General features: G+C 74.6%; 13 protein-coding genes. 12 read left to right on the plus strand and 1 reads right to left on the minus strand.

Going from position 1 to position 13,520, the window contains the following annotated elements; genetic code table 11:
- Positions 1–145 precede the first annotated feature (145 nt).
- On the minus strand, positions 146–1,237 hold the full coding sequence (locus tag ACZ5WK_RS11560; RefSeq protein WP_465547144.1) for an alpha-hydroxy acid oxidase: 1,092 nt from the start codon (positions 1,235–1,237) through the stop codon (positions 146–148).
- A 177-nt stretch (positions 1,238–1,414) separates the two neighbouring features.
- Between ACZ5WK_RS11560 and ACZ5WK_RS11565 the strand changes: the two genes are divergently transcribed.
- From ACZ5WK_RS11565 to ACZ5WK_RS11620, 12 genes are all read left to right on the plus strand, one after another.
- Positions 1,415–2,839 carry a class I adenylate-forming enzyme family protein gene (locus ACZ5WK_RS11565; protein ID WP_465547145.1) on the plus strand — a complete coding sequence of 475 codons (1,425 nt, stop codon included), beginning with the start codon at positions 1,415–1,417 and terminating at the stop codon, positions 2,837–2,839.
- Between the two features lie 193 nt (positions 2,840–3,032).
- Positions 3,033–3,305, plus strand: a complete 273-nt coding sequence (locus ACZ5WK_RS11570) for an acyl carrier protein (protein ID WP_465547146.1) — start codon at positions 3,033–3,035, stop codon at positions 3,303–3,305.
- Positions 3,302–3,601, plus strand: coding sequence for an acyl carrier protein (locus ACZ5WK_RS11575; protein WP_465547147.1), 300 nt, complete (start codon positions 3,302–3,304; stop codon positions 3,599–3,601). Before ACZ5WK_RS11570 ends, ACZ5WK_RS11575 begins: the two co-directional genes overlap by 4 nt.
- A complete protein-coding gene (locus tag ACZ5WK_RS11580; RefSeq protein ID WP_465547148.1) occupies positions 3,598–4,758 on the plus strand; it encodes a beta-ketoacyl synthase N-terminal-like domain-containing protein in 1,161 nt (386 codons plus the stop codon). Before ACZ5WK_RS11575 ends, ACZ5WK_RS11580 begins: the two co-directional genes overlap by 4 nt.
- Positions 4,755–5,351: a beta-ketoacyl synthase chain length factor gene (locus tag ACZ5WK_RS11585; RefSeq protein WP_465547149.1), complete on the plus strand. Its 597-nt coding sequence runs from the start codon at positions 4,755–4,757 to the stop codon at positions 5,349–5,351. The genes ACZ5WK_RS11580 and ACZ5WK_RS11585 overlap by 4 nt, the downstream gene beginning before the upstream one ends.
- A gap of 203 nt (positions 5,352–5,554) precedes the next feature.
- The gene (locus ACZ5WK_RS11590; RefSeq protein ID WP_465547150.1) at positions 5,555–7,174 is read left to right on the plus strand and encodes a class I adenylate-forming enzyme family protein; all 1,620 of its coding nucleotides are present in this window, start codon (positions 5,555–5,557) and stop codon (positions 7,172–7,174) included.
- Entirely contained in the window at positions 7,171–8,439 is a 1,269-nt protein-coding gene (locus ACZ5WK_RS11595; protein ID WP_465547151.1) for a beta-ketoacyl-[acyl-carrier-protein] synthase family protein, read from the plus strand. The genes ACZ5WK_RS11590 and ACZ5WK_RS11595 overlap by 4 nt, the downstream gene beginning before the upstream one ends.
- A gap of 84 nt (positions 8,440–8,523) precedes the next feature.
- Positions 8,524–9,606, plus strand: coding sequence for a VOC family protein (locus ACZ5WK_RS11600; RefSeq protein WP_465547152.1), 1,083 nt, complete (start codon positions 8,524–8,526; stop codon positions 9,604–9,606).
- Positions 9,607–9,636: 30 nt separating this feature from the next.
- Entirely contained in the window at positions 9,637–10,551 is a 915-nt protein-coding gene (locus ACZ5WK_RS11605; RefSeq protein WP_465547153.1) for a phytanoyl-CoA dioxygenase family protein, read from the plus strand.
- A 74-nt stretch (positions 10,552–10,625) separates the two neighbouring features.
- Positions 10,626–11,567 carry a thiamine pyrophosphate-dependent dehydrogenase E1 component subunit alpha gene (locus tag ACZ5WK_RS11610; RefSeq protein ID WP_465547154.1) on the plus strand — a complete coding sequence of 314 codons (942 nt, stop codon included), beginning with the start codon at positions 10,626–10,628 and terminating at the stop codon, positions 11,565–11,567.
- Positions 11,564–12,526, plus strand: coding sequence for an alpha-ketoacid dehydrogenase subunit beta (locus ACZ5WK_RS11615; RefSeq protein WP_465547155.1), 963 nt, complete (start codon positions 11,564–11,566; stop codon positions 12,524–12,526). Before ACZ5WK_RS11610 ends, ACZ5WK_RS11615 begins: the two co-directional genes overlap by 4 nt.
- A 124-nt stretch (positions 12,527–12,650) precedes the next feature.
- A complete protein-coding gene (locus ACZ5WK_RS11620; RefSeq protein WP_465547156.1) occupies positions 12,651–13,442 on the plus strand; it encodes a DUF3050 domain-containing protein in 792 nt (263 codons plus the stop codon).
- Positions 13,443–13,520: the final 78 nt, after the last annotated feature.

Below are 13,520 nucleotides of genomic sequence, written 5' to 3' on the forward strand. Positions count from 1 at the left end.
TGGTTGCGCGAGATGGGCGGGGTGGTTGCGCGAGATGGGCGGGGTGGTTGCGCGAGATGGGCGGGGTGGTGCGCGGGTGCTCGGGGTGGTGCGCGAGAGGGGAGCAGGCGGTGCGCGGGCAGATCTTCGGGCGGCCGGGCCGTGGTCAGAGGGGCCAGGGTGCGAGGGCCGTACGGTCCAGGTCGGCGGGCGTGGGGCGACCCAACAGGGCCAGTGTGTGCTCCAGTTCGTCGCGGAGCAGGCCGAGGACGGCGGCCGCGCCGGCCTCTCCCCCGGTGGCGAGCCCCCAGAGCACCGGCCGGCCGACCAGGACGGCGCGGGCCCCCAGGGCGAGCGCGACCGCGACGTCGGTACCGGTGCGGACGCCGCCGTCGAGCAGGGCCGGGACGTCCGGCGGAAGAGCGGCGGCGACCTCGGGCAGGGCGGCGAGGGCGGGCAGTGCGCCGTCGAGCTGGCGGCCTCCGTGGTTGGAGACCACGACGGCGTCCGCCCCGTGCTCGGCGGCGAGCCGTGCGTCCTCGGCGGTGAGGATGCCCTTGAGGACGATCGGGAGCCGGGTGCGCTCGCGCAGCCAGGCCAGGTCGGACCAGGTCAGGGTGGGGTCGAACTGTTCCAGCGCGTGGTCGGCGATGCCGGAGGAGCCGGCGCCGGCCCGGTGGCTGGCGGCCATCAGGGCCGGGTCGAGGTTGACGGCGCGGATGTGCGACGGGACGGCGAAGCCGTTGCGCAGGTCGCGCAGCCGACGCCCGATCCGGGGGGCGTCCACCGTCAGCATCAGGGCGGTGTAGCCGGCCGCCTCGGCCCGTTCGACCAGCGCGGCGAGCGCGTCACGGCGGCGCAGCCAGTAGAGCTGGAGCCAGAGCGGCCCGGTGGCTGCGGCGGCGATGGATTCGAGGGTGGCGCTGGCGAAGATGCCGGCGACGAGCAGGGATCCTGCCCGTCCGGCTGCCCGGGCGGTCGCAATCTCGCCGTCCGGATCGACCAGACGGTGGTAGGCCATCGGGGCAATCCCGACCGGGAGTCGGAGCTCGGAGCCGAGCAGCCGGACGGCGGTCGAGCAGCCCGAGACGTCGACGAGCGCGCGCGGCCGCAACGCATAGCGGGCGAACATTTCCCGGTTCGCCTCGAGGGTGCGTTCCGCTTCGCTGCCACCCTCGATGAAGTCCCATATTTCCGGGGGAAGTTGGGCGCGTGCAGCGCGCTCGATCCCGGCCAGCGTGAGTAGTCCCACGGGCATCCTCGTTCCCGGACGGCCGCGCTCGGGCCAGTCCCGGTTCGGCAGCGTAGGAGGTCTACACCAGATTGGTATAGACCTTGATTTGACCAATCGTCTGTGCAAAGGTCTGGCAACGGAATTGAACGTATTGGTTGAGAACGGCGTCCATGTCAAATCTCCTCACTGCGTGGAGTGGCGTTGACCGGCATTTCCCTCTTCTCACTTCCGCCCTCTTCACCGCCGCACGCCGATGCCCCCCACGACTGGGTGGAGCGGTTGCTGCTGGCCGGCCCCGGGGGCGAGGAGTGCCTTCACTTCGGTACACCCGTCGACCGTGACGCCCTGCGCGCCCTGGTCGGCGAGCAGGTCGAGCGGCTGGCCGCGGCCGGCCTGGCACCGGGCGGTACGGCCGCACTGCGGCTTCCGCCCTCGCTGGGCTTTGTCGCCGCGCTGCTCGCCTGCTGGCAACTGCGCGCCCAAGTGGCCCTGTTGGACCAACGGTTGACCGACCACGAGATCGCCCTCGCGGTCGAACGGTTGGCCCCGCAGGTGCTGGTAGGGTCCGAGCACGGGACCTCGGCGGCGCTGCGCGGCTTCTCCGAGGTCGACCCGGTGGCCGTCCGGCTGCCGGGCGGGCGCCCGGCCGCGACCGGCCATGCGCTGGTCCAGCTGAGCTCAGGCTCCACCGGGCCGGCCAAGGTCATCGCCCGCACCGCCGGTGACCTCGTCCGTGAACTCACCTGCTACCGAAAGCTGGTGGACTTCCCGGGGGAGGGCGAGCGGGTGGTGCTGCTCTCCTCGGTGGTGCACGTGCTCGGACTGGTCGGCGGACTGCTGAACAGCCTGCACGCCCGCGCGCCGCTGACCGCACCGGCCCGGATGACGGCTGCGGGCATCCTCGCCGCCGTCGCCGCGGAGCAGGAGCGGCCGACCACCCTGATCGGTGTCCCCTTCCACGCCGAGCTGCTGGCCGGCGCGGCCGCACCCCCGCCGCTGCCCCGGCTGCGGCGGATGGTGGTGGCCGGGGAGCTGGTGCGCCCGGGCCTGCCGGCCGCCTTCACCGCCAGGTACGGCGTCCCGCTCGGCACCATGTACGGGATGACCGAACTCGGTGTCATCGCCACCGACCTGACCGGCCGGCTGCACCCGGCCAAACAGCCGGTGGACGGGATGGAACTTCGCCTGGTGGCCGGGGAGTTGCAGCTCAGGACGGCCGCCTCGCCGTACCCCGGCCTGGACGACCCGACCCGCTGGTCGGACGGCTGGCTGCACACCCGGGACGCCGCCGTCCTGGACCGGGCCACCGGACTGGTCACCGTGCTCGGCCGGCGGGACTCGCAGGTCTCGATCGGCGGCCTGAAGGTGGACCTCACCGAGGTCGAGCAGACCCTGGCCGCCCTGCCGGAGGTCCGCGAGGCCGTGGTCGTCTTCGACGAGGGCGCCATCGAGGCGTACCTCGCCGCCGAGGACGGCGCGGATCACGCGCTCGTCCAGGAGCGGCTGGCCCGGCAGCTCGCCGCCTTCAAGCGGCCGCGCCGGCTGGCCTTCCTGCCGCAACTGCCGCGCACGGCCACCGGAAAGCTGCTGCGCGACCCGGCCGCCCTGCGCGCGGCCGCCCGCTGAACCGCGATTACCTCCGAACCCGGCCGCGTTCCCGCAAAGACCCGATTCGCATTCCCGGCCCGGCCGCGGCGATCACCCCGCCGCACCCACGGCACCATCCCGGTGGGCCCGGGCCGGCCTTCCCGCCGTATCCGAACGGAATTCCCCGACAACCCGCACGCGCCGCCCGCGTGCAGGCACCAAGGAGCACACCATGCAGGACCGCATCCGCGAGTTCGTCCTCGCCGCGCTGGCCGAGATGCAGTACGACGTGTCCGAGGTCACCGGCGACACCGACCTCGGCCCGGCCGGGCTCGACCTGGAGTCGCTCGCCCTCGCCGACCTCTCCGTACAGGTCGAGGACGAGTTCGGGGTCACGTTCGACCTGGACGAGATGGAGAACACCGCGCTGATGACGCTGGACCAGTTCACCGCCGACGTCGCCACCCGTCTCGCCGCCACAGCCACCTCGGGCAGCCCGGCGTGACCGGCCCCGCCCTCCCCGACCGGGCCGAGGTGCTGGAGATCCTGGCGGCGTTCGGGCAGCGCGCCGCCGACTCCGTCCCCGAGGAGCTCGGATCTCTCGAACTCACCTGGCTGATCGCCGAGTTCGAGCAGCGCTACGGTATCGAGCCAGACCTCGACGACGAGCGGTTCGAGGCGATCAGGACCGTGGACGACGCCACCGAGGTGCTCCGCGCGGCCGTCCTGGCCGGCGCCGCACCGGCCGCGCCTGCACCGGCCGCGCCTGCACCAACCACACCCGGGGCCGCGCCGTCATGACCGGCCACGCCCCACCCGCCGTCCGGCCCGTGGTCCCGCCCGCCGTCCGGCCCGTGGTCACCGGCGTCGGCGTGCTCAGTGCGGCCGGAACCGGGCTCGGCGAGCTCGCCGAGGCCACCGCCCACGGCAAGGCCGCCTTCACCACGGTGACCAGGTTCGACGTCTCCGCCCGCCGGGCCACCCGGGCCGCGTTGCTGCCCCGGCCGGTGGAGCTCGCCGACGCCGTGCTCGCCGCCGTGGAGCAGGCCTGCCACCAGGCCGGCCTGCCCGCCGGTCCCGCCGCCTCCGGCAACGCGGCCATGCCGGTGCTGCTCGCGCTGCACAGCGACCTGCGCACCCGGGCGGTCACCACGGCCGTCGCCGCCGGGGCGGCCGCCGCCTGGGGGGTCGCCGGCGTCACCCGCGTCTACACCGGTGCCTGCGTCGCGGCCGGCACCGCGGTGGCCGACGCCGCCGCGCTGGTCGCCACCGGCCGGCACCCCCGGGTACTGGTCGCGGCCGGGCACCTGGTCGAGCCGGGCGTCTTCGCGGCCTTCGACGCCGGACGGGCGCTGGCCCGCGACGGCGAGCTGCGCCCGTTCAGCGCCGGCCGCACCGGCACCCTGCTCGGCGACGCGGCGGCCGCCGTGGTCGTCGAGGCCGAACCCGCGGCCGGGCAGCGCGGCGCGCCCGTCGTCGCCCGGCTGGCCGGCTGGGGCCGGACCGGCGACGCCCACCACGTCTGCCGCCCCGAACCGGACGGCGAGGGCGCGGCCCGGGCCGTCGAGGCCGCGCTCGCCCGGGCCGGCCTCGGCCCGGCGGAGATCGGCTACGTCAACGCCAACGGGACCGGCTCGCCGCTGGCCGACCGGGCCGAGGCGAGCGCACTGCGCCGGGTGTTCGGAGCGCACACCGACCGGCTGCCGGTGAGCTCCAGCAAGTCCGTCCACGGCCACGCCCTGGAGGCCTCCGCGCTGCTCGAACTCGCCGTCACCATCGCAGCGTTGCGCGACGGGCGGCTTCCGGTGAACGCCGGCTGGCTCGGCCCGGACCCGGACCCGGACGCCGGCCTGGACCTCGTCCTCGACGGTCCGCGCACCGCCCGGCCCCGCTACGCACTCACCCTCAACTCGGCGTTCGGCGGAGCCAACACCGCGCTCCTGGTGGCCGCCCGGTGACCGAGCTGCGCATCCTCGCCGAGGCCCGCTGGCCCGACCCCGGCCGGGCGGACCGGGACCGGCCCGACCCGCTCCCGCCGATCCCCGGCTTCTCCGCCTCCTCCTTCAACCCGCTGGTGGCGGAGACCGCCGAACGCTGTCTGCGCGCCCACCACGGCGCCGCCCCTGCCCCCGGCCGGACCGCCCTGCTGCTGGCGAGCGCCGGCGGCGACCGTGTCACCGCGCGGGCGATCGACGAGGCCGCGGCCTCCGGGCGGCGGGTGCCGCCGCTGCTGTTCTTCCAGTCCAACCCGAACGCCGTCCTCGGGCACATCGCCGCCCGCTGGGGCCTGACCGGGCCCGTGGTCGCGATCAGCCCGGTCGGGGCACGAGCGGGCGAGGTGCCGCAGGACGCGCTCGACCTCGCCGCGCTGCTCCTCGCGGACGGCGACGCCGGCCACGTCCTGATCGTCGCCGCCGAACAGGCCGAGGCGGCCGGCGCCGGGGCGGACGACGAAAACGCCGCCGAACAGGCCGACGAGAAGGCCGACGCCACCGAAGACGCCGGGACGAGCACCGACCGGGCCGTCGCCGTCCTCGTCACCACCGCCTGACCCGCACCACCCCGCACCACCCCGCACCACCCCGCACCACCGCCGGCCGTACACGCACCGTCACGAGCACACGTCCGTCGCCGGGCACGCCGTCCCAGGCACACCCGTCACCCCGCACACCGTCACCCCGCATCCGCGCGAGCGGCCCCCGCACGCCGCGTCGCGCCGCAGTACGCCCTGCACCATGGGAGGGATCCACCACCGTGAGCATCCGCAGTATCCGCACCCTTCTGGCGGACGACCCGGACGTCGGCGCCGGCAACGCCCTGACCAGCCGGCTGGACCTCGGCCTCGGCCTGGACGAGCCGCTGCTGACCTTCGACACCCAGGTGGCCGACCACCCCGCCTGGCAGCCGTTCACCCTGCGCGAGCTCGACCGCGCCGTCCGGGCCCGCGCCGCGGCGCTGCACGCGCTCGGCGTCGGCCGCCGCGACCCGGTGGTGGTGTTCGCGAGCGACGCCGCCGACCACGTGCTCGCCTTCCTCGCGCTCGCCCGGCTCGGAGCCATCCCCTCGCTGCTCAATCCCAACCTCGACGGCGAGCGGGCCGCCCGCTACATCGCCAAGCTGGGCCCGGTCGGCATCCTCGCCGACGCCGCGCACCTGGCCGCGCTGGCCGGCTACGACACCGGCGCCCCCGCGTTCCCGGAGATCTCCGCACTCGGCGCGGGCGACCCGGACGCCGCGCCCGCACCGTACCGGCACTGGTCCGGCGACCCGGTGGCGATCACCCACTCCTCCGGCACCACCGGCATGCCCAAGGCCGTGGTCCACTCGCACGCGAGCCTGTACGCGGCGATCCGCCACCGCCTCCGGCTGCCCCGCCCGCAGGGACAGGAGCGGATGCTCAGCGCGTTGCCCGCACCGCACGCGGCCACCCTGATCGCCGTCAACCTGGCGCTCAGCTCGCACACCCAACTCGCCCTGCTGTCCGGCCAGTCAGGTGCCGGCGTGCTGGACGCGATCGAGGGCTGGCGGCCCACCGGGGTGGTCGGATTCGCCGCCACCTGGGCCGACCTCGCCCACCATGACCTGGCCGCACGGGAGTTGGGTTCCGTCGCGCTCTGGTGGAACACCGGCGACTGCGCACACGAGGTGCACATCCGCCGGCTGATCGCGGCCGGCAGCCGCGAGTCGGTGACCAGGGAGGGCCGGGTCCGCCTCCCCGGCTCGCTGTTCGTGGACGGCCTCGGCTCCACCGAGATGGGCCACTCGCACTTCTTCATCACCCACGGCCCCGGCACCGAACGGTACGGCCGCTGCGTCGGCCGCCCGCACGCCTTCGTCGACTGCGAGGTGGTCGGACCGGACGGCGAGCCGCTCGGCCCGGGCGAGGTCGGCGAACTGGCCACCGCCTCCCCGACCCTGGCGCTCGGCTACTGGAACGACTCGGCCACCACCTTCCGGACCAGGATCCGCGGCCGCTTCCTCACCGGCGACCTGATGTACCGGGACGAGGAGGGCTACTACTACCACGTGGACCGGCTGGTCGACTCTGTCGAACTCGGCGACGGGAAGCGGCTGTTCACCGCGATGTCGGAGGAGCGGGTGCTGGCCGCCTGCCCCGACGTCGCCGACTGCACGGTCGTCGCGGTGCGGGACGGCGAGCGGGTGGTCACCGACGTGCTGCTGATCCTGGCCGCCGGCGCCGACCCGGCGGCCGACCGCACCAAGGCGGTCACCGCCGCGCTGGACGAGGGCGCCGCGGCCACCGTCCGCCAGGTCCTGGTGGTGGCCGGCGACGACATCCCGCTCGGCCCGACCGGCAAGGTCCGCAAGGTGCTGCTGCGCCGGCGCTACCTCGACTCGGTGGCGGGCCGATGACGCCCCACACCGGCGGCCGCCCGGCCGCCGTGGTCACCGGCATCGGCCTGGTCACACCGGTCGGCCGCAAGCCCGCCGAGCTCTTCGACGCGCTCACCGCCGGCCGCTCCGGCATCCGCGCACTGCCGGAGGGCCACGCCGCGCACGGCTGGCTCACCGCCGCCGGGGTCGCGCCCGCCGTGGACGGGCGCGAGGTGCTGCCGCCGACCGAGACCCGCTGCGTGGACCGGTTCGTACTGCTCGCCCTGGCCGCCGCCGACGACGCGCTCGCCGACGCCGGCCTGGTGGTCGGCCGGGACGCCGACCCGCACCGCACCGCCGTCGTCCTGGCCACCGGTGGCGGTGGGCTGGAGACCTTCGAGCAGCAGTCGCACCGACGGCTGGAGCGCGGCCGGCCCGGCGTCAGCCCGTACCTGCTGCCCGGCATGCTCTCCAACATGGCCACCGCGCGGGTCGCCATCAAGCACGGCATCCGGGGCTTCAGTTCGGCGATCGTGACGGCCTGCGCGGCCGGCGCCCAGGCGGTCGCCGAGGGCCTGCGGCTGATCCGGGCCGGCGACGCCGACGTCGTGGTCTGCGGCGGCAGCGAGTCCTCGCTGCACCCGACGATCGCCGCCGCGTTCACCAACGCCCGCGCGCTGTCGTCCGGTTGGGACGACCCGGAGCAGGCCAGCCGGCCCTTCGACACCCGCCGCAACGGCTTCGTGCTGGGCGAGGGCAGCGCCGTCCTGGTGCTGGAGCGGGCCGAGCACGCGGACGCCCGCGGCGCGGCCGGCTACGCCGACCTGACCGGCTGGGGTGCGTCCACCGACGCCCACCACCCGACCATGCCGCGCCCGGACGGTGAGGGAGCCGCCGACGCGATGCGCACCGCGCTCGCCAACGCCGGTCTCACCCCGTCCGACATCGGCTACGTCAACGCGCACGGCACCGGCACCAGGCTGGGGGACGTCGCCGAGACCGCCGCGCTGCGCGCCGTCTTCGGCGAGGACGGTCCCGCGGTCAGCTCCACCAAGGGCGCCACCGGCCATCTGCTCGGCGCCGCAGGGGCCTTGGAGGCTGCGGTCACCGCGCTCGCGGTGGCCCGGGGGACGCTGCCGCCGACGGTGAACCTGACCGACCCGGATCCGGCCTGCCCGCTCGACCACGTCCGCGGCGCCGCCCGGACCGCGCCGCTGCGGGCCGCACTCAGCAACGCCTTCGCCTTCGGCGGCCACAACGTGAGCCTGGTCTTCGGGCCGGCGTCCACGCGGTCCGCCCGGTAGCGCCCGGACCGGCCGCGTTCGGCCGTGCCGTGACCCGACCACGTACTCAGCCACTCGTCCTTCGCCACTTCCGGGGAGATCCCGTTGTCCATCCAGTCCATCACCCATGTCGAGTTCCACTGCGCGGACGCCGACGAGGCCGCGACAGGCCTCTGCGCCGACTTCGGCTTCAGCCCCGAGGAGTTGACGCCCGAGGAGTTGACGGCCGACGCGCTCACGCCCGTGGAGTTGACGGCCGAGGGGTTCACGCCCGAGGCGCTCGCGGCCGCCGGCCAGGTGCCGCAGCAGGAGGGCGTGCGCGCCGTCCGCCTGCGCCAGGGCGGCATCCGGCTGCGGCTCCTCTCGGCCGCCGACCCCGCCCACCCGGTGGCCGAGTACGTCGCCCGGCACGGCGACGGCGTCGCGGTGATCGCGCTCGGCTGCACCGACCCGCAGGCTTCGCTGGAGCGCGCCGAGCGGCACGGCGCCCGCGTCCTGGACCGCGCCGGTGGCCTGCTGGCCGGGTTCGGCGACCTCGCGCTGCGGTTCGTGCCGCAGCCGCCGCTGACCACGGCGGAGCCGGCCGCCGGCACCCTGCTGGACGCCCTCGACCACGCCGCGATCTGCGTGCCGGCCGGCGAGCTGGCCCCCGCGGTGAAGTTCTGCGAGGCCGCGCTCGGCATGCACCGGATCTTCGGCGAGTACCTCGAGGTCGGCGAGCAGGCGATGGACTCCAGCGTGGTGCAGAGTGCCTCCGGCGACGTCACCTTCACCCTGATCGAGCCCGACACCGGCCGCCGCCCCGGCCAGATCGACACGTTCCTCGCCGACCACGGCGGCGCCGGCGTCCAGCACCTGGCCTTCCGCACCGGCGACATCGCCACCGCCGTCCGGACCATCCGCGGCCGCGGCGTCGAGTTCCTCAGCACCCCGGGCGCCTACTACGACACGCTGGCCGAGCGGCTCGGCGGCACCGCCATCCCGGTCGGCACGCTGCGCGAACTCGACGTGCTGGTCGACCAGGACCACGGCGGGCAGCTGTTCCAGATCTTCGCCCGCTCCACCCACCCGCGCCGGACGTACTTCCTGGAGCTGATCGAACGGCAGGGCGCGGGCACCTTCGGCACCGCCAACATCAAGGCTCTGTACGAGGCCGTCGAGCGGCAGCGCGCCACCGCCTCCGCCTGAAAGCCACCACCCCGAAGGAGGCCACGACCCATGACCACCGCGATCGAGTTCCGGCTCACCGAAGCCGAACGCGCGCTGCTGCCCACCCCCGAGGAGGTGGCCGGCTACCTCGAACACGGCTGGTACCTCTCCCGCCGGCTGTTCAGCGACGAGGAGCTGGACACGCTCCAGGCCGCCACCGAGACGTACTACGAGGGCCACCGGGACCGCCAACTGCCCGTCCGCCCGCCGAACCTGGCCTCCTGGGAGCCCGCCCACGGGCCCGTCCAGCGGCACAACGACTACGTGCACTTCGAGAGCGACGCGATCGGCGCGATCCTGCGCAAGCCGCTGCTCGGCGCCGTCGCCGCCCTGCTCGCCGAGGCCGAGGAGATCCGGGTCTTCCAGGCGACGCTGATCTACAAGCCGCCGGTACCCGAGGAGCCGAGCAACCAGGTGCCCTGGCACTTCGACAAGCACTACTGGCAGACCTCGTCCTCCGAGCGGATGCTCACCGCGTTCCTGCCGTTCCACGACTGCCGCGAGGAGAACGGCACCATCACCATGGTCGACGGCAGCCACCGCTGGCGCGAGCTGGACTCCGGCGAGGACTCCACCCGGCACTTCGCCCACCGTGACCGCTCCCGGCTGGAGGAGATCCTCGCCGAGAACGCCCGCTTCAACGGGCAGCGGGTCCACAAGGTGCCGATGCTCATCCCGCGCGGGCACGTCAGCTTCCACCACTGCCGCACGTACCACGGCAGCGGCCCCAACCTCGCCACCACGCCGCGCCGCGCGGTCTCGCTGCACCTCCAGGACGGCGCCAACGCGTACCGCGGGGCCACCCGGCCGGACGGCAGCACGGTGGTCTACAACCACGACGTGGTGGTCCGCCGCACCGACGACGGCCGGCCCGACTACGCCGACCCGGACATCTGCCCGACGCTCTGGCGAGGAGCGCTGTGACACCGCCGCCCCCGTCGCCCGCCGCCCCACGCGCGCCCCTCTCGCCTCTTGGCAGCCCGGGGCAGCGGTACCGGATGCTGCGGCTGATCCGGGGCTTCGAGGAGCTGGCGCTCGGCCTGGTGAAATCCGGGGTGATCCCCGGTGGCATCCACCCGTACATCGGTCAGGAGGCCGTCGCGGTCGGCGTCTGCGCCGCACTCGGCCCGGACGACCGGCTCACCTCGACCCACCGCGGCCACGGCCACGTCCTCGCCCGGGGCGCCGATCCGCGCCGGCTGCTGGCCGAACTGGCGGGCCGCGTCGGAGGGTTGAACCAGGGTCGGGGTGGCTCGATGCACGCCGCCGACCTCTCGCTGGGCATCCTGGGCGCCAACGGGATCGTCGGCGCCGGCGCGCCGATCGCGGTCGGCGCCGCCTGGGCGGCCCGGCAGGCCGGCGAGGACCGGGTGGCGGTCTCCTTCTTCGGGGACGGCGCGCTCAACCAGGGCGTCCTGCTGGAGTCGCTCAACCTGGCCGCGATGTGGAAGGCCCCGGTGGTCTTCGTCTGCGAGAACAACGGCTACGCGACCACCCTGCCGGCCGCCACCGCGGTCGCCGGCAGCGCGGTCGGCCGGGCGGCCGCCTTCGGCATCCCGGCCGTGACGGTCGACGGGATGGACACCGAGGCCGTCCGGGCCGCCGCCGAGGAGGCCGTGGACCGGGCACGCAGCGGCGGCGGCCCCGGCTTCGTGGAGTGCCGCACCTACCGCTTCGAGGGCCACCACACCATGGAGCGCCGGATGAAGCTGCGCTATCGGACGGCGGAGGAGGTGGACACCTGGCGGGCCCGCGACCCGCTGCTCCGGGCCGCCGCCGCGATCGGCGAGGCCCGGGCCGCCGGCCTGGACGCCGAGGTGGCCGCCGAGTTGGCGGAGGCCGAGCGGTTCGCGCTCGCCTCCGGACATCCGGACCCGGCGGGCGCGTCGGCCTACCTGTACGCCGACGGACGGCAGCCGCGGGCGGGGGCGGTGACATGACCAGGCTCTCGTACACCAAGGCGCTCAACCGGGCGCTGGCCGACGAACTCGCGGCCGACCCGGCGGTCTGCGTCTTCGGCGAGGACATCGGCGCCGGCATGGCCGGTCCGACGCTCGGGCTGCTGGACCGGTTCGGCCCGGAGCGGATCGTCGACACCCCGCTCTCCGAGCAGGCCTTCACGGCGATGGCGATCGGCGCGGCCCTGGCCGGCCGGCGGCCGGTACTGGAGTTCCAGATCCCGTCGCTGCTCTTCCTGGTCTTCGAGCAACTCGCCAACCAGGCCCACAAGTTCTCGCTGATGACCGGCGGCCAGGCGGGTGTCCCGCTGACCTGCCTGGCACCGGGCTCCGGCTCGCGGGACGGCTGGGCGGGCCAGCACTCCGACCACCCGTACAGCCTCTTCGCGCACGCCGGGGTGAAGACCGTCGTGCCCGCCACCCCGACCGATGCCTACGGCCTGCTCCGCTCGGCCGTCCGTGACCCGGACCCGGTGATCGTGTTCGCGCCGGCCGCCGCGCTGCCCGTCCGCGAGACCGTCACCTGGGAGCCGGCGCCGATCCCGCTCGGCTGTGCCCGCGTGCACCGGGCCGGCGGGGACGTCACCCTGGTCGCCGTCGGCCACCTGGTGCACGACGCCCTGGCGGTCGCCGAGGAGCTGGCCGACGAGGTTTCCGTCGAGGTGCTCGACCCGCGCACCCTGTACCCCTTCGACTGGGCGGCGCTGGCCGCCTCGCTGGAGCGCACCGGCCGGCTGGTGGTCGTCGACGACTCCAACCGCAGCTGCGGCATCGGCGCCGAGATACTGGCCACCGCCGCCGAGGAGATGCGGCTCATCGCGCCACCTCGCCGGATCACCCGCCCGGACGGCGCGGTGCTCCCCTTCGCCCCCGCGCTCGACCGCGCCCTCCAGCCCGGCCGCGAGCAGTTGCGGCACGCGCTGCGCGCCGTCATGAAGTAGCGCCGTCATGAAGTAGCGCTGCCGTGGACCCGCGCCGTCAGGAAGTAACTCGGTTGCGGCGCAACCTCTTTGCGATGTGTCTTCAGCGTGACAGAATCCTGCCCCACCCGTGAAGGAGCTTCACATGTCCAACAACCGTTACCACTGGGATCGTTCGCACCCCGGCCTGACCAGCCTCCAGCAGGCGATCGACCCGCTGCGCCGCGAGGTCGTCGGCCACACCGTCTACGGCGGCCTGAACAGCATCGGGCGGGTCCGCACGTTCCTGGACCGCCACGTCTTCGCCGTCTGGGACTTCATGTCGCTGCTGAAGAGCCTCCAGCGCGAGCTCACCAACGTCGACGTGCCCTGGGTCCCGGACGGCCCGACCGCCAGCCGGCGGCTGATCAACGAGATCGTCCTGGTGGAGGAGAGCGACGAGCTCGGCGAGGGCTACACCAGCCACTTCGAGCTCTACGTCGAGGGCATGCGGCAGGCCGGCGCCGACCCGAAGCCGGTCGAGGACTTCCTGGAGCTGCTGCGCGCCGGTACCCCGGTGCCGGAGGCGCTGAAGAGCGCCGGGGTGCCGCAGGCCGCCGTCGACTTCACCTCGACCACCTGGGAGATCATCGAGAACGCGCCGGTGCACTGCCGCGCCGCCGCCTTCGCGTTCGGCCGGGAGGACCTGATCCCCGACATGTTCGCCCAGGTCATCACGATCGAGGACCCGGACGGCGCGCTGACCGTCTTCAAGGACTACCTGGCCCGGCACATCGAGGTCGACGGCGAGCAGCACACGCCGATGGCGATGCAGATGCTGATCGACCTCAACGGCGACGACGACGCCAAGTGGGCCGCCTGCGCGGAGACCGTCCGCCTCGCGCTGAAGGCCCGGGTGCAGCTCTGGACGGCGATCGAGGACGCCTTCCCGGCCTGATCACACCGCGTGAACGAACGGGGGGCGGCCGAACGGGACGGCCGTGCCCCGTTCCGGCGCATCCCGTTCACCGCCTCG

It is taken from the genome of Kitasatospora sp. NPDC032757, from assembly GCF_055579305.1.

What these genes read in the sequence shown, in the direction of transcription:
- ACZ5WK_RS11560 (WP_465547144.1), bottom strand. Translation starts at nt 1,237, where the DNA reads ATGCCCGTGGGACTACTCACGCTGGCCGGGATCGAGCGCGCTGCACGC.
- ACZ5WK_RS11570 (WP_465547146.1), top strand. Translation starts at nt 3,033, where the DNA reads ATGCAGGACCGCATCCGCGAGTTCGTCCTCGCCGCGCTGGCCGAGATG.
- ACZ5WK_RS11580 (WP_465547148.1), top strand. Translation starts at nt 3,598, where the DNA reads ATGACCGGCCACGCCCCACCCGCCGTCCGGCCCGTGGTCCCGCCCGCC.
- ACZ5WK_RS11595 (WP_465547151.1), top strand. Translation starts at nt 7,171, where the DNA reads ATGACGCCCCACACCGGCGGCCGCCCGGCCGCCGTGGTCACCGGCATC.
- ACZ5WK_RS11605 (WP_465547153.1), top strand. Translation starts at nt 9,637, where the DNA reads ATGACCACCGCGATCGAGTTCCGGCTCACCGAAGCCGAACGCGCGCTG.
- ACZ5WK_RS11610 (WP_465547154.1), top strand. Translation starts at nt 10,626, where the DNA reads ATGCTGCGGCTGATCCGGGGCTTCGAGGAGCTGGCGCTCGGCCTGGTG.
- ACZ5WK_RS11615 (WP_465547155.1), top strand. Translation starts at nt 11,564, where the DNA reads ATGACCAGGCTCTCGTACACCAAGGCGCTCAACCGGGCGCTGGCCGAC.
- ACZ5WK_RS11620 (WP_465547156.1), top strand. Translation starts at nt 12,651, where the DNA reads ATGTCCAACAACCGTTACCACTGGGATCGTTCGCACCCCGGCCTGACC.